At 59.4% G+C, this 23,345-nt stretch carries 24 protein-coding genes; 16 read left to right on the plus strand and 8 right to left on the minus strand.

The annotated features are described in order from the left end of the window. The 4 genes from acnD to KVG91_RS05520 form a co-directional block, all read right to left on the minus strand. Window positions 1–2,595: a Fe/S-dependent 2-methylisocitrate dehydratase AcnD gene (gene acnD / locus KVG91_RS05505; protein ID WP_169374868.1), complete on the minus strand. Its 2,595-nt coding sequence runs from the start codon at window positions 2,593–2,595 to the stop codon at window positions 1–3. Between the two features lie 207 nt (window positions 2,596–2,802). Then, window positions 2,803–3,930: a bifunctional 2-methylcitrate synthase/citrate synthase gene (gene prpC, locus KVG91_RS05510; protein WP_076949517.1), complete on the minus strand. Its 1,128-nt coding sequence runs from the start codon at window positions 3,928–3,930 to the stop codon at window positions 2,803–2,805. 134 nt (window positions 3,931–4,064) lie between these two features. Then, a complete protein-coding gene (gene prpB / locus KVG91_RS05515; protein WP_169374867.1) occupies window positions 4,065–4,958 on the minus strand; it encodes a methylisocitrate lyase in 894 nt (297 codons plus the stop codon). Next, window positions 4,955–5,668, minus strand: coding sequence for a GntR family transcriptional regulator (locus tag KVG91_RS05520; RefSeq protein WP_169374866.1), 714 nt, complete (start codon window positions 5,666–5,668; stop codon window positions 4,955–4,957). The genes prpB and KVG91_RS05520 overlap by 4 nt, the downstream gene beginning before the upstream one ends. 272 nt (window positions 5,669–5,940) lie before the next feature. On the opposite strand from KVG91_RS05520, the gene rloA reads away from it, so the two are divergent. The 6 genes from rloA (at window position 5,941) to KVG91_RS05550 (ending at window position 11,434) form a co-directional block, all read left to right on the plus strand. Beyond that, the gene (gene rloA / locus KVG91_RS05525; RefSeq protein ID WP_169374865.1) at window positions 5,941–6,474 is read left to right on the plus strand and encodes a retropepsin-like aspartic peptidase RloA; all 534 of its coding nucleotides are present in this window, start codon (window positions 5,941–5,943) and stop codon (window positions 6,472–6,474) included. A 5-nt stretch (window positions 6,475–6,479) separates the two neighbouring features. Continuing rightward, a complete protein-coding gene (gene rloB / locus KVG91_RS05530; protein WP_169374864.1) occupies window positions 6,480–8,009 on the plus strand; it encodes an osmotic stress tolerance membrane protein RloB in 1,530 nt (509 codons plus the stop codon). Next, window positions 8,009–8,995 (plus strand): alpha-L-glutamate ligase-like protein, encoded by a 987-nt coding sequence (locus tag KVG91_RS05535; protein WP_169374863.1) that lies wholly within the window; start codon window positions 8,009–8,011, stop codon window positions 8,993–8,995. The genes rloB and KVG91_RS05535 overlap by 1 nt, the downstream gene beginning before the upstream one ends. 209 nt (window positions 8,996–9,204) lie before the next feature. Next, window positions 9,205–10,548 carry an aminodeoxychorismate synthase component I gene (gene pabB, locus KVG91_RS05540; RefSeq protein ID WP_169374862.1) on the plus strand — a complete coding sequence of 448 codons (1,344 nt, stop codon included), beginning with the start codon at window positions 9,205–9,207 and terminating at the stop codon, window positions 10,546–10,548. A gap of 227 nt (window positions 10,549–10,775) precedes the next feature. Further along, window positions 10,776–11,078, plus strand: a complete 303-nt coding sequence (locus tag KVG91_RS05545) for a type II toxin-antitoxin system HigB family toxin (RefSeq protein WP_169374861.1) — start codon at window positions 10,776–10,778, stop codon at window positions 11,076–11,078. Beyond that, window positions 11,078–11,434, plus strand: a complete 357-nt coding sequence (locus KVG91_RS05550; protein WP_169374860.1) for a helix-turn-helix domain-containing protein — start codon at window positions 11,078–11,080, stop codon at window positions 11,432–11,434. The genes KVG91_RS05545 and KVG91_RS05550 overlap by 1 nt, the downstream gene beginning before the upstream one ends. 128 nt (window positions 11,435–11,562) lie before the next feature. Here the strand turns inward: KVG91_RS05550 and thrH are convergent, their stop codons facing one another. Beyond that, window positions 11,563–12,180 (minus strand): bifunctional phosphoserine phosphatase/homoserine phosphotransferase ThrH, encoded by a 618-nt coding sequence (gene thrH, locus KVG91_RS05555; RefSeq protein ID WP_169374859.1) that lies wholly within the window; start codon window positions 12,178–12,180, stop codon window positions 11,563–11,565. A 153-nt stretch (window positions 12,181–12,333) separates the two neighbouring features. Here thrH and KVG91_RS05560 point away from each other — a divergent pair, with 153 nt between their 5' ends. From KVG91_RS05560 to KVG91_RS05570, 3 genes are all read left to right on the plus strand, one after another. After that, window positions 12,334–13,068 carry a phosphoadenylyl-sulfate reductase gene (locus tag KVG91_RS05560; protein ID WP_169374858.1) on the plus strand — a complete coding sequence of 245 codons (735 nt, stop codon included), beginning with the start codon at window positions 12,334–12,336 and terminating at the stop codon, window positions 13,066–13,068. A 480-nt stretch (window positions 13,069–13,548) separates the two neighbouring features. After that, on the plus strand, window positions 13,549–15,078 hold the full coding sequence (locus KVG91_RS05565; protein WP_169374857.1) for an NCS1 family nucleobase:cation symporter-1: 1,530 nt from the start codon (window positions 13,549–13,551) through the stop codon (window positions 15,076–15,078). A 14-nt stretch (window positions 15,079–15,092) separates the two neighbouring features. Continuing rightward, window positions 15,093–15,821 carry an aspartate/glutamate racemase family protein gene (locus tag KVG91_RS05570; RefSeq protein ID WP_169374856.1) on the plus strand — a complete coding sequence of 243 codons (729 nt, stop codon included), beginning with the start codon at window positions 15,093–15,095 and terminating at the stop codon, window positions 15,819–15,821. 98 nt (window positions 15,822–15,919) lie between these two features. Here the strand turns inward: KVG91_RS05570 and KVG91_RS05575 are convergent, their stop codons facing one another. Further along, the gene (locus tag KVG91_RS05575; RefSeq protein WP_169374855.1) at window positions 15,920–16,843 is read right to left on the minus strand and encodes a LysR family transcriptional regulator; all 924 of its coding nucleotides are present in this window, start codon (window positions 16,841–16,843) and stop codon (window positions 15,920–15,922) included. Between the two features lie 126 nt (window positions 16,844–16,969). Between KVG91_RS05575 and KVG91_RS05580 the strand changes: the two genes are divergently transcribed. Next, the gene (locus tag KVG91_RS05580; RefSeq protein ID WP_169374854.1) at window positions 16,970–17,716 is read left to right on the plus strand and encodes a 3-oxoacyl-ACP reductase family protein; all 747 of its coding nucleotides are present in this window, start codon (window positions 16,970–16,972) and stop codon (window positions 17,714–17,716) included. A gap of 127 nt (window positions 17,717–17,843) precedes the next feature. Here the strand turns inward: KVG91_RS05580 and KVG91_RS05585 are convergent, their stop codons facing one another. Beyond that, the gene (locus tag KVG91_RS05585) at window positions 17,844–18,536 is read right to left on the minus strand and encodes an HAD-IA family hydrolase (protein ID WP_169374853.1); all 693 of its coding nucleotides are present in this window, start codon (window positions 18,534–18,536) and stop codon (window positions 17,844–17,846) included. Window positions 18,537–18,779: 243 nt separating this feature from the next. On the opposite strand from KVG91_RS05585, the gene KVG91_RS05590 reads away from it, so the two are divergent. Continuing rightward, window positions 18,780–19,106, plus strand: coding sequence for a helix-turn-helix domain-containing protein (locus tag KVG91_RS05590; RefSeq protein WP_169374852.1), 327 nt, complete (start codon window positions 18,780–18,782; stop codon window positions 19,104–19,106). Between the two features lie 87 nt (window positions 19,107–19,193). Further along, window positions 19,194–19,772 (plus strand): DUF4337 domain-containing protein, encoded by a 579-nt coding sequence (locus KVG91_RS05595; protein ID WP_169374851.1) that lies wholly within the window; start codon window positions 19,194–19,196, stop codon window positions 19,770–19,772. A gap of 159 nt (window positions 19,773–19,931) precedes the next feature. On the opposite strand, the gene KVG91_RS05600 is transcribed toward KVG91_RS05595, so the two are convergent. Beyond that, a complete protein-coding gene (locus tag KVG91_RS05600; protein WP_169374850.1) occupies window positions 19,932–20,300 on the minus strand; it encodes a hypothetical protein in 369 nt (122 codons plus the stop codon). Window positions 20,301–20,512: 212 nt separating this feature from the next. Here KVG91_RS05600 and KVG91_RS05605 point away from each other — a divergent pair, with 212 nt between their 5' ends. From KVG91_RS05605 to KVG91_RS27505, 4 genes are all read left to right on the plus strand, one after another. Next, complete coding sequence (locus KVG91_RS05605; protein ID WP_076949535.1) at window positions 20,513–20,848, plus strand: hypothetical protein; 336 nt, start codon at window positions 20,513–20,515, stop codon at window positions 20,846–20,848. A gap of 735 nt (window positions 20,849–21,583) precedes the next feature. Further along, complete coding sequence (locus KVG91_RS05610) at window positions 21,584–21,799, plus strand: hypothetical protein (RefSeq protein ID WP_169374849.1); 216 nt, start codon at window positions 21,584–21,586, stop codon at window positions 21,797–21,799. Window positions 21,800–22,308: 509 nt separating this feature from the next. Further along, entirely contained in the window at window positions 22,309–22,548 is a 240-nt protein-coding gene (locus tag KVG91_RS05615; RefSeq protein WP_225926949.1) for a hypothetical protein, read from the plus strand. Between the two features lie 12 nt (window positions 22,549–22,560). Further along, complete coding sequence (locus KVG91_RS27505; RefSeq protein ID WP_225926950.1) at window positions 22,561–22,857, plus strand: hypothetical protein; 297 nt, start codon at window positions 22,561–22,563, stop codon at window positions 22,855–22,857. Window positions 22,858–23,345: the final 488 nt, after the last annotated feature.

Genomic DNA, 23,345 nt, shown 5'->3' on the forward strand with positions numbered 1-23,345 from the left:
TCAGGCGGTCGCCGCCGATTCCAGGAAGTCCTGGGCAAAACGCTGCAACACGCCGCCCGCCTCGTAGATCGACACTTCTTCAGCGGTGTCCAGGCGGCAGGTCACCGGCACTTCGACACGTTCGCCATTCTTGCGGTTGATCACCAATGTCAGGGTGGCACGCGGGGTGCGCTCGCCGATCACGTCATAGGTCTCGCTGCCGTCGATCTGCAACGTCTTGCGATCAGTGCCCGGCAGGAACTCCAGCGGTAACACGCCCATGCCTACCAGGTTGGTGCGATGGATACGCTCGAAGCCTTCGGCGGCAATCGCTTCGACACCGGCCAGGCGCACGCCCTTGGCGGCCCAGTCGCGGGACGAGCCCTGGCCGTAGTCGGCGCCGGCGATGATGATCAGCGGCTGCTTGCGCTCCATATAGGTTTCGATGGCCTCCCACATACGCGTGACCTGGCCTTCCGGCTCGATGCGCGCCAGGGAGCCCTGCTTGACCTTGCCGTTTTCCACCACCATTTCGTTGAACAGTTTCGGGTTGGCAAAGGTCGCGCGTTGCGCGGTCAAGTGATCGCCCCTATGAGTCGCATAGGAATTGAAATCCACCTCCGGCAAGCCCATTTTCGCCAGGTATTCGCCGGCGGCGCTGTCGAGCATGATCGCGTTGGACGGGGACAGGTGGTCAGTGGTGATGTTGTCCGGCAGCACCGCCAGCGGGCGCATGCCCTTGAGCGGGCGCGCACCGGCCAGTGCGCCCTCCCAGTACGGCGGGCGACGGATGTAGGTGCTTTGCGGGCGCCAGTCGTACAGCGGCGCGACTTTGGGGCCGGTGTCTTCGTGGATCGCGAACATCGGGATGTACACCGCGCGGAACTGCTCCGGCTTGACCGAGGTTTTGACCACGGCGTCGATCTCTTCGTCGCTTGGCCAGATGTCCTGCAGGCGGATCTCCTTGCCGTCGGCGTCGAGGCCCAGCACGTCCTTTTCGATGTCGAAACGGATGGTGCCGGCAATCGCGTAGGCCACCACCAACGGCGGCGACGCGAGGAACGCTTGCTTGGCGTACGGGTGAATCCGCCCGTCGAAGTTGCGGTTGCCCGAGAGCACGGCGGTAGCGTACAGGTCGCGGTCGATGATTTCCTGCTGGATCACCGGGTCCAGCGCGCCGGACATGCCGTTGCAGGTGGTGCAGGCAAACGCGACTACGCCAAAGCCGAGTTTTTCCAGCTCATGGCCCAGGCCGGCTTCTTCCAGGTACATCGCCACGGTTTTCGAGCCGGGCGCCAGCGACGATTTGACCCACGGCTTGCGCGTCAGCCCCAGTTTGTTCGCGTTGCGCGCCAGCAGCCCTGCGGCAATCACGTTGCGTGGGTTGCTGGTGTTGGTGCAGCTGGTGATGGCCGCGATGATCACCGCGCCGTCGGGCATTTGCCCCGGCACGTCATCCCACTGGCCGCTGATGCCTTTGGACGCCAGGTCACGGGTGGCGACGCGGGCGTGCGGGTTGCTCGGGCCTGCCATGTTGCGCACGACGCTGGACAGGTCGAAGGTAAGGCCGCGCTCGTATTGCGCGCCCTTGAGGTCATCGGCCCACAGCCCGGTGTGGCGTGCGAATTGTTCGACCAGGGCGACTTGTTCGTCTTCACGGCCGGTGAGCTTGAGGTAGGCGATGGTTTGCTGATCGATGTAGAACATCGCCGCCGTAGCGCCGTATTCCGGGGCCATGTTGGAGATGGTCGCGCGGTCGCCGAGGGTCAGGTTCGAGGCGCCCTCGCCAAAGAACTCCAGCCACGCGCCGACCACTTTCTGCTGGCGCAAGAACTCGGTCAGCGCCAGCACCATATCCGTGGCGGTGATGCCCGGCTGCAGCTTGCCGGTGAGCTCGACGCCGACGCTTTCCGGCAGGCGCATCCACGAGGCGCGGCCGAGCATGACGCTCTCGGCTTCCAGGCCGCCGACGCCGATGGCGATTACGCCCAGGGCATCCACGTGCGGGGTATGGCTATCGGTGCCGACGCAGGTATCCGGGAATGCTACGCCGTCGCGCACCTGAATCACCGGGGACATTTTCTCCAGGTTGATCTGGTGCATGATGCCGTTGCCTGGCGGGATCACATCGACGTTCTTGAACGCCTTCTTGGTCCACTCGATAAAGTGGAAACGGTCTTCGTTGCGACGATCTTCAATGGCGCGGTTTTTTTCGAACGCGTCCGGGTCGAAACCACCGGCTTCGACGGCCAGGGAGTGGTCGACGATCAGTTGGGTGGGCACCACCGGGTTGACCTGCGCCGGGTCGCCGCCTTGCAAGGCGATGGCATCGCGCAGGCCGGCGAGGTCGACCAGGGCGGTCTGGCCGAGGATGTCGTGACAAACCACGCGCGCCGGGAACCAGGGAAAATCGAGGTCGCGCTTGCGTTCGATCAGTTGGCTCAAGGAAGCGTTGAGGGTGGCCGGGTCGCAGCGACGCACCAGGTTTTCGGCGAGTACGCGGGAGGTGTAGGGCAAGGTGGCGTAGGCGCCTGGGGTGATGGCTTCGACCGCCGCGCGGGCGTCGAAGTAATCCAGGCGGCTGCCGGGGAGCGGTTTGCGAAATTCAGTGTTCATCGTCGGGACTCGGTCACGGTGGTTAGACGGCACGAACCTGTGGCACTCGGCTGGATGAGCGCAGTCCCTGTGGGAGCCGGGCTTGCCCGCGATAGCGATGTAACTGCCGACAGATGTGTTGAATGTCAGTCAGTCATCGCGGGCAAGCCCGGCTCCCACAGAGATCCGGCTCCAACCATGAAATCCGGTGCCTCAGGTTCATCCCATTCAGCGACGTTCGATTGGCACGAACTTGCGCTGTTCGACGCCGGTGTACTCGGCGCTTGGGCGGATGATGCGGTTGTTGGCGCGCTGTTCGAACACGTGCGCGGCCCAGCCAGTGAGGCGCGAGCACACGAAGATCGGGGTGAACAGCTTGGTCGGGATGCCCATGAAGTGGTACGCCGAGGCATGGTAGAAATCGGCGTTGGGGAACAGCTTCTTCTGCTCCCACATGGTCTTGTCGATGGCTTCGGAAACCGCGAACAACACCTTATCGCCCACTTCATCGGCGAGTTTTTTCGACCAGCCCTTGATCACCTCATTGCGCGGGTCGCTGTCTTTGTAGATCGCGTGGCCGAAGCCCATGATCTTGTCCTTGCGCGCGAGCATGCCGAGGGTGCCTTCGACGGCTTCTTCAGCCGAACCGAAACGCTCGATCATTTCCATCGCCGCTTCGTTGGCGCCGCCGTGCAGCGGGCCGCGCAGGGAGCCGATGGCGGCGGTGACGCAGGAATACAGGTCCGACAGGGTCGACGCACACACCCGCGCCGTGAAGGTGGAGGCGTTGAATTCGTGCTCGGCGTAGAGGATCAGCGACACGTTCATGACCTTCTCATGCAGCTCGCTCGGCTTTTTGCCGTGCAGCAGGTGCAGGAAGTGAGCGCCGATGGAAGGTTCGTCGGTCACGCAATCGATACGCTGGCCGTCGTGGCTGAAGCGGTACCAGTAGCACATGATCGCCGGGAACGCGGCGAGCAGCCGGTCGGTGACATCGCGCTGCACGCTGAAGTCTTTCTCGGGTTCGATATTGCCCAGGAACGAGCAACCGGTGCGCATCACGTCCATCGGGTGGGCGTCGGCGGGGATGCGTTCCAGCACTTCTTTGAGCGCCTGTGGCAGGTCGCGCAGCTTGCCCAGCTTCTTGCTGTAGTCCGCAAGCTCCGCCTGAGTCGGCAACTCGCCGTACAGCAGCAGGTAGGCGACTTCTTCGAATTGCGCATCGGCGGCCAGTTCGCGCACGTCGTAGCCGCGATAGGTCAGGCCGGCACCGGCCTGGCCCACGGTGGAGAGTGCGGTCTGCCCGGCGACCTGGCCACGCAGGCCGGCGCCACTCAATACTTTTGCTTCAGCCATGTTCGTTCTCCAAACTTATATTTATTCAGGAGGCCACTTGTGGGAGCGGGCTTGCCCGCGATGACTGACTGCCAGCCAACTTCGCTATCGACTGACACACCGCTATCGCGGGCAAGCCCGCTCCCACAGGGGGTTTACTTCTTCGCAGCGAACAATGCGTCGAGCTTCTGCTCGAAGGTGTGGTAGTCGATGCGATCGTAAAGCTCCATACGCGTTTGCATGGTGTCGATCACGTTTTGCTGGGTGCCGTCGCGACGGATCGCGGTGTAGACGTTTTCGGCCGCCTTGTTCATGGCGCGGAAGGCCGAGAGCGGGTACAGCACGATGGAAACATCGGCAGATTTCAACTGTTCGGTGGTGAACAGCGGCGTGGCGCCGAATTCAGTAATGTTGGCCAGGATCGGCGCTTTCACGCGTGAGGCGAACAGCTTGTACATCTCCAGTTCAGTAATCGCCTCCGGGAACACCATGTCGGCGCCGGCCTCGATGCACGCGGCGGCCCGTTCCAGTGCCGATTCCAGGCCTTCGACGGCCAGAGCATCGGTGCGTGCCATGATCACGAAGCTGTCATCGGTGCGCGCGTCCACGGCGGCCTTGATGCGGTCGACCATTTCCTGCTGCGACACGATTTCCTTGTTCGGGCGATGACCGCAGCGCTTGGCGCCGACCTGGTCTTCAATGTGGATGGCCGCCGCGCCGAACTTGATCATCGACTTGACGGTACGCGCCACGTTGAACGCCGAGGAACCGAAGCCGGTGTCGACGTCCACCAGCAGCGGCAGGTCGCACACGTCGGTGATGCGGCGTACGTCAGTCAATACGTCATCCAGGCCGGTGATGCCCAGGTCCGGCACGCCCAGGGAGCCGGCGGCCACCCCGCCACCGGACAGGTAGATCGCCTTGAAGCCGGCGCGCTTGGCCAGCAAGGCGTGGTTGGCGTTGATCGCGCCGACGACCTGCAGGGGCTGCTCGCTGGCGACCGCGTCACGGAAACGCTGGCCTGGGGTGCTGTTGTTGTGATGACTCATGACTCACCTCGTGATGAAGGAGCGCCGCCTGGGAAGTGACGGGCAATGTTGCGTTTGGAAGCGCCGATATGCCGGCGCATCAACAGTTCGGCCAGTTCACCGTCGCGATCGGCAATCGCGTCGAGAATGCGGTGATGCTCGGCAAAGGCCTGGCGTGGACGATTGGGCGTGGCGGAAAACTGGATGCGGTACATGCGCACCAGTTGATACAGCTCGCCGCAGAGCATCTGGGTCAGGGTGCGGTTGCCGGCGCCCTGGATGATCCGGTAATGAAAGTCGAAGTCGCCTTCCTGCTGGTAATAACCGAGGCCGGCCTGGAACGCTTCGTCGCGCTCGTGGGTGTGCAGTACCTGGCGCAGTTCTTCGATTTCCGCCTCGGTCATGCGTTCGGCGGCCAGGCGGCAGGCCATGCCTTCGAGGGATTCGCGGATTTCGTAGAGTTCGACCAGCTCGGCGTGGCTCAACGAAACCACCCGCGCACCGACGTGAGGCACGCGGACCAACAGGCGCTGGCCCTCCAGGCGGTGGATCGCTTCGCGCAGCGGGCCGCGACTGATGCCATAGGTGCGCGCCAGCTCCGGTTCGGAAATCTTGCTGCCGGGGGCGATCTCGCCCTTGACGATCGCGGCCTGGATACGCCTGAAGACGTTCTCGGACATGGTCTGGGAATCGTCTTGCGCCACCACTGGAGATTCCAGCTGATCCAGCATATTGTCGACACCTTTAAAATCAATGTGGCAAAAACTAGCCAATCAACCCCTATTAGTCAAAGAATAAATCCATATTGTCGACAATCGTCTAATAACCGCGCCTGCAGGCTTCAACGGCATGGCCGCCTGCCAGCGCTGGCGCCAAAAAAGCATCATGTTAGAATGCCCGCCGCATTTGCCTGACATCAGTAGATGAAACGGCGCACGAAGGAGCTTGCGCAGTAATGCCGGTCGCCTTGAATCAAACATCGCACTGCACCGCATCAGGATTTATGACACTCAAGCCCCTCCCCCTGTTTTGCCTACTATTACTGCCTGGCCTCGGCGCTGCCGCCGAGAAGACCGTGTATGGCCTCAACGAATATGCCCAGTTGGCCGGCATTGACCTGGAAGTCGCCGCCAAGCTGGACACCGGCGCCAAGACCGCGTCCCTCAGCGCCCGCGATATCAAGCGCTTCAAGCGCAACGGCGAGTCCTGGGTGCGCTTCTACCTGGCCATTGACACCGCCCATTCCCACCCCATCGAACGCCCCCTGGCGCGCGTGAGCAAGATCAAGCGCCGCGCCGGCGACTACGACCCCGATGAGGACAAGAACTACACCGCCCGTCCGGTGATTGCCCTGGATATCTGCATGGGCACTGCTTTACGCAGCATCGAAGTGAACTTGACTGACCGCAGCGCCTTCCAATACCCGCTGCTGATCGGCTCCGAAGCGTTGAAACGCTTTGATGCGCTGGTCGACCCCAGTCTTAAATACGCAGCAGGCAAACCTGCCTGTGTCGCCGACGCTCATACCGCCGAGTAACTCCCATGCGCTCTCTCACTATGCACCTGAAAATCCTGATCGCCGTTCTGGTGGCACTGGGCATTTCGATCACGGCCTATCAGATTCTCGCGCTGGGCATCCCGGTCACCGAAGACGCGATGGAAGACCTGTGGAACATCGACGCCAAAGTCGAGTTCGTCGCCAACGCCAAGGACCCGGTCAAGGTGCAGATGTTCGTGCCGCCGTTGAACCGCGACTACGTCAGCCTCAATGAAAGTTTCATTTCCAACAACTACGGGGTAAGCGTCAACCGCCTCGACGGCAATCGCAAGGTCACTTGGTCGGCACGCCGCGCCAAGGGCACGCAAACCCTGTATTACCGCCTGGTGCTGACCAAGCGCGAGGGCGAGAAGAGCAAGGTCAAGGGCCCGATCTTCCGCGACAGCATCGCCGTGGAAGGCCCGGAGAAAATCGCCGCCGAAGCCTTGCTCGCGCCGATTCGCCAGCACTCGGCCGATGTCGAGACCTTTGTCAGCGAAGCCATCAAGCGCACCAACAACCTCAACGACGACAACGTCAAGCTGCTGCTGGCCGGCGACACGTCCACCGCGCACAAGGCCAAGATCATCGAGCTGGTGCTGTCCATCGGCCATGTCCCGGTGGAACGCGTGCACACTCTGCGCCTGGAGGCGAACCAGCCGCAAACCCCGGAACTCTGGCTGCGCAGCTTCAATGGCAATGACTGGCTGTATTTCAACCCGGAAACCGGAGAGCAAGGCCTGCCCGCCGACCGCCTGCTGTGGTGGATCGGCGATGAAAACCTGATCACCGTCGATGGCGGCAAGAAAGCCACTGTCACCTTCAGCCTCGACAACAGCCGGATGAATGCCCTGCGCCTGGCCAAGCTGACGGACGAGAGCACCGACTCCAACTTCCTCGGCTACTCGCTGTACAACCTGCCGCTGCAAACCCAGCAAACGTTCATGATCATGGTGATGATCCCGATCGGCGTGCTGGTGATCCTGATCCTGCGCAACCTGATCGGTCTGCAAACGTTGGGCACGTTCACGCCGGTGCTGGTGGCCCTGGCGTTCCGCGAGACCCAATTGGGCTTCGGCATCGCGTTGTTCACCATTATTACGGCGCTGGGGCTGTCGTTGCGCTCCTACCTGGAGCATCTGAAACTGCAGATGCTGCCAAGGCTGTCGGTGGTGCTGACGTTCGTGGTGGTGCTGATCGCGGCGATCAGCCTGTTCAGCCACAAGCTGGGCCTGGAGCGCGGCTTGTCGGTGGCGCTGTTCCCGATGGTGATCCTGACCATGACCATCGAACGCTTGTCGATCACCTGGGAAGAACGCGGCGCCAACCATGCGCTGAAGGTGGCGGTGGGTACGCTGTTTGCCGCGTCCCTGGCGCACCTGATCATGAGCGTGCCGGAGCTGGTCTACTTCGTGTTTACCTTCCCGGCGATCCTGTTGATCCTGGTGGGCTTCATGCTGGCCATGGGTCGCTATCGCGGTTACCGCCTGACCGAGCTGGTGCGTTTCAAGGCCTTCTTGAAGGCTGACCAGTAATGTTCGGCCTCTGGAAGACCTGGAAAGCCCTGGAAGCGCGCGGGATCATGGGCATCAACCGGCGTAATGCCGACTACGTGCTCAAGTACAACAAGCGCAGCCTGTACCCGATCGTGGATGACAAGATCATCACCAAGGAACGGGCGATTGCCGCCGGCATCCACGTGCCGGAGCTGTACGGGGTGATCTCCACCGAGAAGGAAATCGACAAGCTCGACGCGATCATCGGCGGGCGCAGCGACTTCGTGATCAAGCCGGCCCAGGGCGCCGGCGGCGACGGCATCCTGGTGGTGGCGGATCGTTTCGAGGGGCGCTATCGCACGGTGTCCGGCAAGATCATCAGCCATGAAGAGATCGAGCATCAGATCTCCAGCATCCTCACCGGCCTGTATTCCCTGGGCGGCCACCGCGACCGCGCGCTGATCGAGTACCGCGTGGTGCCCGACCAGATCTTCAAGAGCATCAGCTACGAAGGCGTACCGGATATCCGCATCATCGTGTTGATGGGCTACCCGGTGATGGCAATGCTGCGGTTGCCCACCCGTCAGTCCGGCGGCAAGGCCAACCTGCACCAGGGCGCTATCGGCGTAGGCGTCGACCTCGCCACCGGCCTGACCCTGCGTGGCACCTGGCTGAACAACATCATCACCAAACACCCCGACACCACCAATGCGGTTGACGGTGTGCAGTTGCCCAACTGGGACGGTTTCATGAAACTCGCGGCCGGTTGCTATGAGCTGTGCGGGTTGGGCTATATCGGCGTGGACATGGTGCTGGACCAGGAGAAAGGCCCGCTGATCCTGGAGCTGAATGCGCGGCCGGGGCTGAATATCCAGATTGCCAACGACTGCGGTTTGACACTGCGTACCCATGCGGTTGAGGCGCGGCTGGAAGCGCTGAAGGCAGCCGGTGTGACGGAAACGCCGGAAGAGCGGGTGGAGTTCGTGCAGGAAATGTTTGGGCATATTCCGCCGGTGGAAGGCTGAACACTGCGTTGACCGCATCGCAGGCAAGCCAGCTCCCACATTGGAATGCGGTCAACCTGTGGGAGCTGGCTTGCCTGCGATAGCTGTGTGACAGACAACACAGTGATCAAGCCAGACCCTCTATCTGCTTATACCCGACATCCCCCTAGGACCAAATGCTACGGCGGACTACAATCCCCTCCCCCGAGCCAACAGCTGATCCACCCCGCATGTCGACCTGCTCCGTACACCCGCTGCCCTACCGGGCCAACCCCGCCGAGTATTTTGCGGCGATTCGCCATGCACCCGGCGCGGTGTTGCTGGACAGCGGGTGGCCGGTGGCCGAACGCGGGCGGTATGACCTGCTCAGCGCCTGGCCGCAGGCGACGTTGACGGTTTCGCCTGGCGAAAGCGGTCATGATTTCCTGCAACGTTTACGGCAAAACCTCACTCAGTTGGGTGAAGCTCGTTTGCCCGCCGGGTATGAATTACCCTTTGCCGGGGGCCTGATCGGCTATTTGAGCTATGACTTTGGCCGTCATCTGGAACAGATGCCGCAGTTGGCCGCAGACGACCTGCACCTGCCGGATGCGCGCTTTGGACTGTATGCCTGGGCGTTGATCAGCGACCACCAGGCGCAGACCAGCCAACTGGTGTTCCACCCAGCGCTGGCCGACAGCGAGCGGCAACGCTTGATCGCCGTGTTCAGCGCTGCTCCCCTCAAAACAGCCGCGTCCTTCACACTCCACGGCCCCATGGCCCCGGACCTCACCGCCGAGGCCTACCGCCAAGCCATCGTGCGCATCCAGGCCTACATCCAGGCCGGCGACTGCTACCAAGTCAACTTTGCTCAGCGCTTTCGCGCGTCGTGCAGCGGTGATCCATGGGCGGCTTATTGCGCGTTGCGCGAAGCGTGCCCGACGCCCTTTTCCGGCTTCCAGAGCCTGCCCGACGACAGCGCGGTGCTGAGCCTGTCGCCCGAGCGTTTCGTCCACGTCAGCGAACGCCGCGTCGAAACCCGCCCCATCAAAGGCACGCGCCCCCGTGGCTTGACGCCCGCAGAAGATGCGGCCAACGCCGCCGAACTGCTGGCCAGCCCCAAGGACCGCGCCGAAAACCTGATGATCGTCGACCTGCTGCGCAACGACCTCGGCCGCACCTGCCGCATCGGCTCGGTGAGCGTGCCGGAACTGTTCAGCCTGGAAAGCTACCCCAACGTGCACCACCTGGTGAGCAGCGTCATCGGCGAATTGGCCGACGGCAAAGACGCCCTCGACCTGATCGCCGGCAGCTTCCCCGGCGGCTCCATCACCGGCGCGCCGAAGATCCGCGCGATGCAGATCATCGACGAGCTGGAGCCGACCCGGCGTGGCTTGTACTGCGGTTCGCTGCTGTACCTGGATGTGCGCGGAGAGATGGACAGTTCCATCGCCATTCGCAGCTTACTGGTGAAGGATGGGCAGGTGTGCTGCTGGGGCGGCGGCGGGATTGTCGCGGATTCACAGTGGGAGGCGGAGTATCAGGAGTCGCTGACGAAGGTGCGGGTGTTGTTACAAACTTTGGAAAGTCTGTAGCGTTCAGCCAGCCTTGGGCTTGGACGTAGTACGACGCAGCAGGACAAGATCTGAATCAGTACGACTGTGGACGGAGCACGACCCGGGCGATAGCGTCCAACTCCGACCGCCCACCAGCCGTTTGTGAGGGATCACATGAAGCGTCTGCTTACTTGTCAGAAATTATTTCCGAGATTGCATCTCACTCCAAGCACACCTATCATCTCCCAAATTGGGAGGTCGCGACGATGCGAATAATCGCCCTGTCTACCTTACGAATATTCTGGGAAAGCCATCCGGATTGTTTCGACGCCAAAGCGCCGCTGGTCGAGCTGTATCGCCACATGGAAAAGGCTGATTACCAGACACCACAATTGCTCAAGGCAGAGCTGAGAACGGCGAGCGTTCTCAAAGGAGGCCGGGTTGTGTTCAACGTGGGCGGCAATAAATATCGAGTAATCATGGCGATCGATTATCAGCGACAGCTTGGGTTCATACGTTTTGTGGGAACTCATGCGCAGTATGACCAGATCAACGCGGAGACCGTGTGATGAACATCAAACCTATACACTCCCATGAGGATCTAGCCGCGGCGCTTGCGCGTGTGGAACAGCTATGGGGGGCCCAAATCGGCTCACCCGAGGGGGACGAGCTGGAGATCCTCGTCATTCTCATCGAGAAGTACGAGGCCGAGCATTATCCAATGCCACCTTCTGATCCCGTGGAGGCGATTAAATTTCGGATGGAACAACTGGGCATGACCGCCCGTGATCTGGAGCCTTTCATAGGCACCAGTGGGAGGGTGTCAGAAGTGCTGAACCATAAGCGCAAGTTGAGTCTATCGATGATCAAGCGTCTGCATGAAGGCTTGCGCATTCCTTACGAGAGCTTGCTGGCAGGGGTGTAGCGGGAAGCTGTGCAGTGTCTGTGCGTGCCCCTTCTCGAGCAAGCCCGCTCCCACATTTTGATGGGTGAACACCGTTAAATGTGGGAGCTGGCTTGCCTGCGAAGAGGCCATCAGCCGCGCGGAATGACCTACAGGCTCAACTGCCGGTTCGACGCCTTGATGAACTCTTTCTTCAAATCCTCGAAGGTATGCACCGCCGGAAACTGCGGGAACTCACGCATCACATTCTCGGGCGCGTGAAACAGGATTCCACGGTCGGCCTCGCCCAGCATGGTGGTGTCGTTGTAGGAATCGCCGGCGGCGATCACGCGGTAATACAGGCTCTTGAAGGCCAGCACCGATTGGCGTTTGGGGTCTTTCTGGCGCAGTTGGTAACTCACCACGCGGTCGCTTTCGTCGGTGATCAAACGGTGACACAGCAAGGTGGGGAAACCCAATTGGCGCATCAGCGGCTGGGAGAATTCATAAAAGGTGTCTGACAGGATCACCACCTGGAAGCGCTCGCGCAGCCAGTTGACGAACTCGATGGCGCCGTCCAGCGGCTTGAGGGTGGCGATCACTGCCTGGATGTCGGCGAGCTTGAGTCCATGCTCGTCGAGGATGCGCAGGCGCTGCTGCATCAACACGTCGTAGTCGGGAATATCCCGGGTGGTGGCGCGCAGGGATTCAATACCGGTTTTTTCGGCGAAGGCGATCCAGATTTCCGGAACCAGCACCCCTTCCAGGTCGAGACAGGCAATTTCCACGAGACACTCCCATTTAGATGTTGTTTGGTTGAGCGAGCAAAAGGACTGCCGAACTCTAGCGATTCAAGCTCGGCGCCGCAACGCAGGGCGGTTTTTGATACCATCACCCCCCTAGAGAGCGCTCAGCGCCACTGACCTGTAGGAACCGTCCTGATGAACCAAGCCTTCGACGTCGTTGAACTCGCCACGACTTACGCCAACAAATCCGCCCAGGATATTCTCAAGCTGGCGTTCAGCCAGTTCGGTGATGACCTGTGGATTTCCTTCAGCGGTGCCGAGGACGTGGTGCTGGTGGACATGGCCTGGAAGCTGAACAAGAACGTCAAGGTATTCAGCCTCGACACCGGCCGCCTGCACCCGGAGACTTACCGGTTCATCGAGCAGGTGCGCGACTTCTACAAGATCGACATCGAACTGATCTCGCCGGACCAGAGCAAGCTGGAACCTTTCGTCAAGGAGAAAGGCCTGTTCAGTTTCTACCGCGACGGCCACGGCGAATGCTGCGGCATCCGCAAGATCGAGCCGTTGCGCCGCAAACTCTCCGGCGTGACAGCCTGGGCTACCGGCCAGCGCCGCGACCAGAGCCCCGGTACCCGCAGCCAGGTTGCCGTGCTGGAAATCGACACGGCTTTCTCTACGCCGGAACGCACCTTGTACAAGTTCAACCCGTTGGCGCAGATGACCAGCGAGGAAGTCTGGGGTTACATCCGCATGCTGGAGCTGCCGTATAACAGCCTGCATGAGCGTGGGTTTATCAGCATTGGTTGCGAACCGTGCACGCGACCGGTGTTGCCGAACCAGCATGAGCGTGAGGGGCGGTGGTGGTGGGAAGAGGCTACGCAGAAGGAGTGCGGGTTGCATGCGGGGAATATCATCAGTAAGGCTTGAGGGTTGATGCGGTAAAAAATGTGAAAACAATATGGGAGCCGGGCTTGCCCGCGATGGCGGCGGGTCAGTCGACGTTTTCGTGACTGACACTCCGCCATCGCGGGCAAGCCCGCTCCCACATTTGTTTTGTGTTCACCTTTAAAATGTACACACAGATGTAACCATCGGTGCCATTTATGTGTGCAATTCTGTTTGAAACGCACCAAAACGTAACACTTCCCTCCTTGCATTTTTTGCTCTTCTGAATCTCCCCTTTTCCTGCGAAAAATAAATAGCTGTTCGAACGGTCAATTTATATCGCTTTTAATTCAGTCAGTTATTTGAATCACCAGTAAAAACGAAATTAGCCAGGGTTTTCATAGATCTAAAGCTGGCACGCATGTGGCTTAAGGTGGAATACGCTTTGTATACAATAAATACAAAACCTACATACACTTTGCCATCCGCGGCCTGTCTGCAGATGTGCTGGAGCCTGCCGGAATGCGTACAACCCTCTCGAATGACGTCGCACTGGATCTGCCCTCCTCCGTCCTGAGCCCCCAGGCCGTCAGTCACGGCCCGTTGGTGCTAAGTCCGCGCCTGCACAACAAGGACCTGGCGCCCACCAAGGTCGAAGGCCGACGCTGGGGGCGCTACAGCATCTTTGCGTTGTGGACCAATGACGTGCACAACATCGCCAACTACTCGTTTGCAATCGGCCTGTATGCATTGGGCCTGGGCGGCTGGCAGATCCTGTTGTCCCTCGGGATCGGCGCGGCGCTGGTGTACTTCTTCATGAACCTGTCGGGCTATATGGGGCAAAAGACCGGTGTGCCGTTCCCGGTGATCAGCCGCATCAGTTTCGGCATCCATGGCGCACAGATTCCGGCGCTGATCCGTGCGGTCATCGCGATTGCCTGGTTCGGTATCCAGACCTACCTGGCCTCGGTGGTTTTCCGCGTGTTACTGACGGCGATTCATCCAGGCTTTGCCGACTATGACCACAACTCGATCCTCGGCCTGTCGTCCCTCGGCTGGGTCTGTTTTGTGGTGATCTGGCTGGTGCAACTGGTGATCCTGGCCTACGGCATGGAGATGGTGCGGCGCTACGAAGGCTTCGCCGGCCCGGTTATCCTGCTCACCGTGGCGTCGTTGGCCGGTTGGATGTACTTCCAGGCCGGCGGCAACATCGCCTGGTCGATCCGCGCCCCCCTCAGCGGTGGCGAGATGTGGCGCAATATCTTTGCCGGCGGCGCGCTGTGGTTGTCGATCTACGGCACGCTGATCCTCAATTTCTGCGACTTCGCACGGTCGTCGCCGTGCCGCAAGACCATTCAGGTCGGTAACTTCTGGGGCCTGCCGGTGAATATCCTGGTGTTCGCCGCGATCACCGTGCTGCTGTGCGGTGGGCAATTCCAACTCAATGGCCGGGTGATCGAAAGCCCGACCGAGATCATTGCCGCCATCCCCAACACGTTCTTCCTGGTACTGGGCTGCCTGGCGTTCCTGATTGTCACCGTAGCGGTGAACATCATGGCCAACTTCGTCGCACCGGCCTTTGTGCTGAGCAACCTGGCGCCCAAGTACCTGAACTTCCGCCGCGCCGGTTTGATCAGCGCCGCCGTGGCCGTGCTGATCCTGCCGTGGAACCTCTATAACAGCCCGCTGGTGATCGTGTATTTCCTGTCCGGCCTGGGCGCGCTGCTGGGGCCGCTGTACGGGGTGATCATGGTCGATTACTGGTTGATTCGTAAAAGCCAGATCGATGTGCCGCAGTTATACAGCGAAGACCCGAACGGCATTTATTACTACAGCCGTGGGGTCAATCTGCGTGCGGTGGCGGCCTTCATTCCTGCGGCGCTGATCGCCATCCTGCTGGCCCTGTTGCCTGGGTTCGCCAGCGTCTCGCCGTTTTCCTGGTTGTTTGGCGCCGGTATTGCAGGACTGCTGTACGGGCTGATTGCCAAGCGCCAGCCGTTCTACGCCGATGTCAGCGGCGAAAGCATTGCAGTCGATAACGTCAGTCATTAATCAAGGGACACTCCATGCGTATCCTCGTGGTCAACGTCAACACCACCGAATCCATCACAGAAACCATCGCCCAGCAGGCACGGGCCGTGGCCGCGCCGGGCACCGAGATCGTCGGGCTCACGCCTTACTTCGGCGCGGAGTCGGTGGAAGGCAATTTTGAAAGCTATCTGGCGGCCATCGCGGTGATGGACCGGGTGATGGCTTACGACCAGCCGTTTGATGCGGTGATCCAGGCCGGCTACGGCGAGCACGGCCGTGAGGGCCTGCAGGAATTATTGAACGTGCCGGTGGTGGACATCACCGAGGCGGCCGCCAGCACCGCGATGTTCCTGGGGCACGCCTATTCGGTGGTGACCACCCTGGACCGCACGGTGCCGTTGATTGAAGACCGCCTGAAACTCGCCGGCCTGTACCAGCGCTGCGCGTCGGTGCGCGCCAGTGGGATGACGGTGCTTGAGTTGGAACACAATCCGCTGGCCGCGATGGAGGCCATCGTGCGCCAGGCGGAACTGGCCATCAGCGAGGACAAGGCCGAGGTGATCTGCCTGGGTTGTGGCGGCATGGCCGGGCTGGATGAGCAGATTCGTCGGCGCACCGGGGTACCGGTGGTGGACGGGGTGACGGCGGCGGTGACGATTGCTGAAGCGCTGGTGCGGCTGGGGTTGTCGACCTCGAAGATCAGGACTTATGCGACGCCAAGGCCGAAAAAGGTGATTGGCTGGCCGAGTAAGTTCGGCCACTGAGAACAAATGTGGGAGGGGGCTTGCTCCCGAAGGTGGCGGCGCAGTAATAAATAGGCTGACTGACACGACGCCTTCGGGAGCAAGCCCCCTCCCACATTTTAGATTGCACTGAAGCGCTGGCTCAACTGATGCTCGGCAAACTGCTCGATGATGAAATCCACAAACGCCCGGGTCTTGCCGGGCAGCAGTTTGTGTTCGGCGTAGTAAATGGAAATGTTGCCGTCGTCGACGTACCAGTCGGGCAGCACCCGCACCACCGCGCCGCTGTCGAGGAACGGCACGGCCATGGGCATGCTTACCAGGGCAATGCCCAGGCCCTGGGCACTGGCGCAGCAGGCGGCTTCGGAGTCGCTCATGGTCATGCGCGGTTTGAGCACCAAGGGTCTGTGTTCACGCGCGGCACTGGTCAATTGCCAGGAGCGTATGCGCCCGGTTTGTGGCGAGCGGATCAGGATACCCAGGCAGCGCGCCAGATCCTCGGGAACCAATACCGGCGGGCTCTGCGCCAGATAATCCGGCGAGGCCACCAACACTCGGTGCGCCGGCGTGAGCTTACGGGCCACGACGCCCTGAGGCAGCTCAAAGCCACCGCCGATGGCCGCATCGAAGCCTTGCCCGATCAGGTCGACCTGGCGGTTATCGAAATGCCAGTCCGGGCTGATATCCGGGAAACGCCGCATGAATTCCCCCAGCAGCGGCACCACGTACCGATTGCCAAACACCGTGCCCATGCTGACCCTGAGCGTGCCCACCGGCCGCCCTTCGGCGCTGGCCAGGTTGGCGACGGCGTTCTGGATGGTGGTGAGGCTGGCGCTGACCTCTTCAAGAAACAGTTTGCCGGCTTCGGTCAGGGTGAGTCGCCGAGTGCTGCGCTGGAACAGGCGTACACCCAGGCGCGCTTCCAGCTTGGCGACGCTTTTTCCTACCGCTGCCGGAGTGAGGCTCAAGTGCCGCGCCGCCTCGGCAAAGCTGCCCCCTTCGGCGCTGCGAACAAAGCATTCGATACTGCCAAAGCTTTCCATGCCATCCCACTCTAAACTTTTGGTTTACACAGACTATAGCAATCACGGCCTACCTGGCGCGGCTTGTGAGGTTGATACTCGGTTCCAACAACAAGGCAACCTGCCTTGAACCACTTGGAGATCGACATGACCACACAAAACCTCAGCGGCAAAGTTGCCTTGATTCAAGGTGGCTCCCGCGGCATCGGCGCCGCCATCGTCAAGCGCCTCGCAGCACAGGGTGCAGCGGTTGCCTTTACCTACGTGAGCTCGGCCACCAAGGCTGAAGCATTGCAGGACAGCGTGATCAGCGAAGGCGGCAAAGCCCTGGCGATTCAAGCCGACAGCGCCAATGCCGACGCAATCCGCCACGCGGTCAATGTCACCGTCGAAGCTTTCGGGCGCCTGGATATCCTGGTGAACAACGCCGGCGTGCTGGCGATCGCGCCACTGGAGGATTTCAAGCTGGAGGATTTCGACCAGACCCTGGCGATCAACGTGCGCAGCGTGTTTATCGCGACCCAAGAAGCGGCCAAGCATATGGGTGACGGTGGCCGGGTGATCAACATCGGCAGCACCAATGCCGAGCGCATGCCGTTTGGGGGCGGCGGGCCGTATGCGATGAGCAAGGCGGCGCTGGTGGGGTTGACCAAAGGCTTGGCGCGGGACCTGGGACCTCGGGGCATCACTATCAATAATGTGCAGCCGGGGCCGGTGGATACCGATATGAACCCGGCGAACAGTGATTTTGCCGAGAGTCTGATGGGGTTGATGGCGGTGGGACGGTATGGGCACGTGGAGGAAATTGCGAGTTTTGTGGCTTACCTGGCGGGGCCGGAGGCTGGGTATATCACTGGGGCGAGTTTGACTATTGATGGTGGGTTTAGCGCCTGAGGTTTCTGGGGCACTGCGGGAGCCACGGTGGGAGCAGGTCTGTGATGGCGGAGTGTCAGTCATTGGATATGGCGACTGATACACCGCATTCGCAGGCAAGCCAGCTCCCACATTTGACCGTGTTCAGTCAGGGAACCGGGGGTAGGCCGTAGGCGGACAGGTCCAGGTCGGCGAGTTTGCGGATGATCTGGTCTGCGTGGTGGTATTTGCTGTCGGCCATGGCTTCATCGGGTACGGCGATGGCGGTCATGTGCGCCGCTTTGGCGGCGGTGACGCCGAAGGGCGAGTCTTCGAGCACCAGGCAATCCTCGGGAGCAACGCCCAGGCGGCGCGCGGCGGTGAGGAAGATGTCCGGCGCAGGTTTGGCGGCGCCGACTTCCGGGTCGTCAGCGGTGACGATGGTATCGAACAGGCCAAACCATTCGCGGTGCAAAGTGGTCTTGTGAGCAAAAGAGTTACGCGACGAACTGGTGCCCACGGCAATCGGAATATGGTGCGCCTTCAAGTGCCGCACCAACGCTTCGGCACCGGGCATGCCCAGGGCCTTGGGGAAGCGTTCGCTCATCAGCGGTTCGCGGATCTCGAGAAACTCGGCCGGGGTGATCGGCAGGTCCAGCGCCTTGACCACGTAGTCGGCCAGATCCTGGGCACCACGCCCGATGATGTGCTGCTTGATGCTCCAGTCGTAGGTACGGCCGTAACGTTCGGCGATGATTTGCGTGACTTCGGTGTAGATGCCTTCCGTATCCAGCAGCAACCCGTCCATATCGAAAATCACGGCCTTGATCGGACCGACTGCAGTACGCGATGGTGCATTCATCACTACAAAACCCTGGGAGAAGGACTAAAAGGATTCAGCACAATAACGGGCCAGGTCAGGTGCAAGCAACCTGCGCGCAAGCATTGACGCTTACACGTGGCAACACCTCCACCAGATGGGGCCGAAGCGGCCCGCTAGAATTGGGCCACAGCCCCCCGGTTAAGGTATTCCTGAAAAGCCGGAAAATCCTTTTAAAAGCCTAATAAAAATATAAGTCTGCAATAAGCCTATATAGGAAAAAACATGGTCGATGCATCCCCCCGTATACAGGTCATCAACGACGCCGCAGGCAAGCCTGTGTTCGTGGTGATTCCTTATCGGCAATACCTCTCACAGCAAAGCAAAGGCCACCTTATTCCGGGCGGGGTAGTCGACTTGATTATCGAGGGTCTGACGCCCATTCGAGCCTGGCGCGAATACCTGAACCTGACGCAGCGAGCGGCAGCCGAACGACTGGGCATTTCGCAGTCGGCATTTGCCCAGCAAGAGTCGGTGAAGAAGCCCCGCCGAGCGACCCGGGCAAGGATCGCCAAGGCGTTTGGTATCGACGTCAGGCAATTGGAGTTGTAAGACGGGCTGATCCGACGTTACGTACAGGCTTGAGACAGCTTTGCTGGTGAAGAATCAGACGCCCTCAGTCCCTTCATAGACGCCCCCATGTCCGAAGCCTTCGAAGTCCCCAGCCCCCACGAAAAACACCTCGAACACACCAACGAACATGCCCACGGCCGCGGCGACAATTTCGCCAGCCGCATCGCCGTGATGACCGCCCTCATGGCCACCCTCGGCGCCATGCTCAGCTACCAGGCCGGCTCCAGCGAAAGCGAAGCGGCGATGGACAAGAACAACGCCGCCATCTTCAAGACCGAAGCCGCCAACCAATGGAACTATTACCAGGCCAAATCCAGCCGGCAAAACCTCGCGGAACTGGCCACACACATCCCTGGCGTGGACGCCGCGCACTACAAGGATGAGATTGAGCGCTACAAGAGCCAAAAGGAAGACGTGCGCAAGCAGGCCGAGAAGCTTGAAGCCACATCAAAGCAATGGGATGAACAGTCGGAGCAGGCCTTGCATCAGCACCATCGCTGGGCCCAGGCGATGACCGCAATTCAAATCGCGATATCGTTGGCAGCGATTACGCTGTTGACCAGAAGGGAGTGGCTCAAGCGCCTGTCCTATACGGCAGCGGGCGCTGCGGTGCTACTGGGCAGCCTGGCCTGGCTGCACATCTGACCCGGGCAACCTGTAGTGAGCGGGCTTGCCCCGCGCTGGGCTGCGAAGCCGCCCCAATAAAGACACCGCGCAGTTTCAGATAACGTAATTCGCCTGGTTTGGGGCCGCTTCAGCCCAGCGCGGGACAAGCCCGCTCACTACAAAAAGACTTCAGCTGACTCAGGCCTGATTCGCCGCCCGGCTATGATGAAAGTACAAATAAGCCAACCCGACCGGCGCAATGAAAATCGCCATGCTCCAACACAATGCCATGGTGAACAGCTTGACGGTCAGCATCATGATCGCGTTCACAAAGAACACGTTATTGCCAAAAATGTACCCCATGATGCTTTCATAAACGAAGCGCGCGTAGGGGTAAAGCAAACTGCTGACCACACAAAAGAAAAGGGTGCCCAGCGCGAACCCGCCGGTCTTCGACTGGGTCAACGCCGTATAGATCAATACGGGAAAAATCAGCCCGAACAGAAAATTGCGAATGTAGTACTGGGCAGAAAGCCCGCCGAACGTCTTGCGAAGCACCGGATGCATTTAGATCCCTCTGAATGGCGTATTGGAAAGGCGGCGACCTTAACAAGCCCTGGAATTCATCGCCAGCATTTATATGCGCTTTGCCATCACCCCGCTCTAGCGACAACCTGGACTGAACCGTACCGCGCCGATTATTTTCAATCTGTTACAAGAGCGATTAAAGTGCAGCCCCCAAGAATTGAATCTCGGGCTTTATTCCATGGAGTAATTCAGTGAAGTACGTCAGTAAAACAGTCGCGGCAGCAGTTCTCGGTTTCACCCTTGCAGGCTGTACCGGCACCGCCATCAAATCCCCACAATACGACAGCAGCCAATACACCGTGCTGGGTCACAGCGAAGCCAGCGCCACCGGCATCATGCTTTTCGGCGTTATCCCGATCGGCCAGAACAGCCGTTTCGTCCGCGCCCAGAACGAGGCCATCAAGGCCAAAGGCGGCGACGCACTGATCAACACCCAGATCCAGGAAAAATGGTTCTGGGCCTGGGTGCTGAGCGGTTACACCACAAAGATTTCAGGTGACGTGGTTAAGTTGAAAACTGCGCAGTAAAAAAGCGGCATGCATTAAAAAAACACCGGGCATTGACCGGTGTTTTTGTATGTGGGGTTAAGTGCGTTCGCCGGCTGACCATTCCGACCTTTTTGATATCTTAAAAACACAAAACCCCCGAAAACTTCAACGTTTTCAGGGGTTTTGTCGTTTCAAATTTGGCGGTGAAGGAGAGATTCGAAACTACCCGCAAAGTGACTTTCATTATGCAAGTGTCCGGATTACGCGGCCTGCAGCGATGCTGGGTCTCCAAAAAATCGCCATTCTCAGTCCCATGGCGGTCCCATGGGTTTTGCACCAAGTTAGTGCGCGACGGTTGGAAGGGGGTGAAAAACGGCATCCCGCCCGATTTATGTTGAGGCATGGGAAAAAGGTAATATTGGTAATACGCTCGCTGAAACGGAATAAAACCCTTTAATTTCAACAGCTTGATAGATATTCAGAAAGGTAATAATTTGGTAATTTATGGGTTAGGTCATTACCTTTTCATCGGGTAATTCCTGACGGGCTCAATCCCCAGTAAAACCGGGCACTTGGGCAAATATTACCTTTGCCATTACCAAATATTACCCCTTAGGGTAATGCGTCAAACCCACGAAACACGCGGCCTGTAGAGGGTTTCATACCGTCTCTAACCAAAATTACCTTTTTCCCAGCCCTGGTTCCAAAATAGCCATCTGTGTGGCGAGTCCTGCAGCTTGGGCTAGTCTGAACGTTCACGATAGGAACCTTCATATGGCGCATGAATATTCGCTCTCAAACTTGCTCGAAAAGATGTATGAAAATCAGTTGGCACTGGAAGCAGCTGTGATGGAACTCACGCTGCGCCTGGAACAACAAGGCTCAGTAGAAGTCGGTGAAAACGTGCGTGGCGCCTTAGAAGCGATCGGTGAGAACGCGGGGCATATCAAGCAAGGTTTGGCCCGCCTGAGAAAGTCAGAAGCCGGTTAAGGAGTCGAGACGAATTGTGAAATACCCGAATATCGACGAAACCCACACGTTTCGTGGCTTACGGCAGCTTTCGAGCTCATCAAAGGCGGTGACGGACGACGAGAAAAAAGATCTGTCTCGTTTTGGAAAAGACCCGTATTCCTATATTTTTCCCTCTGCCCATCAATGAAACCGGGGCCTCCAGCCCTGCCCCGTCCGTGGCCCTCTGCTGCACCGCCCTGCAACCGCGCTGCACTTCTCTTCAAAATTTTGCAATCTGTGAAACTGCCGCTCGCCCCTAGAGTGCCCCAGCCCGCCTGGGCTGCCGGCGCGTTTGCACTACATCTGGGTTTGCACAAAAAAATGACACAAACCCCGTCGGCGGGAGGGGGATAAGTGCTTTTTTCATCCGTTTTTTTCTTCGCCGCGTAACTTCCGCACTTCATCCCTGCCCTTCGTCGGATCCACAGGCTGATGATCAAACGAAACCATATACTGTCTGCATATACAGTATTGTTTCGGATGTATTTATGACCATTGGCAACCTCTCCAAAGCGTGGACTGTCGAGACATGGATGTCATTCCTGCGGGATCAGTCAGCACTGCTCCAGCATCCAGGTGCCCACCATAAAACCCTCTTGCTGCAGGCGCATGAGCTGTACAGAGCGCAGGTGATTGAGCGAGACGACCTATGCGATCTACTTGAGCTGGCCGACGGTGCTTTGGCTTATGCAGTTGAAACCCGGTTGGACGAGTCAGGGAACCTTTAGGGGCGAGTCATCATGCATATGCTGGTAACTCCTATGCGGTGTAAGGGCGTGCCTTTAAGCCCGCAAGAAAGACGGCGCTATGCCCCTATCACGGGGGACGTCCGTGTCAACGCACAGGTTTGCACTGAACTTGGGCGCAGCTCCAATGTGGCAATATTGCACAAGGGGATGCCGCTTGAGCCCAATCCCTTACCTAACCTGCTAGACGCGACGCTTTCAGGGATGGCTCCCACAGGGTTTGTATTGAGTGGGATCGAATACATCGACGGATGCGCTTACGCTCAGTCCTGGTGGTGCCGGCTTGGATAGAAAGGCCGTAAATCAATTTAAAAAAACAGGAGCCGAAGCTCCTGTTTTCTATTGGGTGGTTACAGCAGGATGCGAATGAGGCGAATCGACCAATACGCTGCCTGCAGCGCCCGGATCAACTCTTCAGGAATAAAACGGAATGTATGTCTCACCGTTTGCATTCTCCGTAGGGATTAGTGAACAAGTTCCGTTAAACGAAACTTACCTCCCACCATTTGACCTCTATCAACTTTCGTTAGGCCTGACGAGAACTTAGAAGCGTATAAGCAAAAATTTCTTAAATGCTTAACCGACTAACACAAGCCAAACCAGGTTGACTGAGGCTTCTGCAGCCCATAATCTTTGTGGTGCGAGTACAAAGCGGAATGGCTGAAGCCGGTGGTTGAACGAATCATCAGGTTTTTTTTGAATCAGAGCAACCACGAAATTCAGCCTGAGAAGCCCGGCCTTAGCCGGGCTTTCTCGTATCCGGTGCGGTGCCAAAACAC

The sequence above is a fragment of the Pseudomonas azadiae genome, from assembly GCF_019145355.1.
GTDB classification, from domain to species: Bacteria; Pseudomonadota; Gammaproteobacteria; order Pseudomonadales; family Pseudomonadaceae; genus Aquipseudomonas; species Aquipseudomonas azadiae.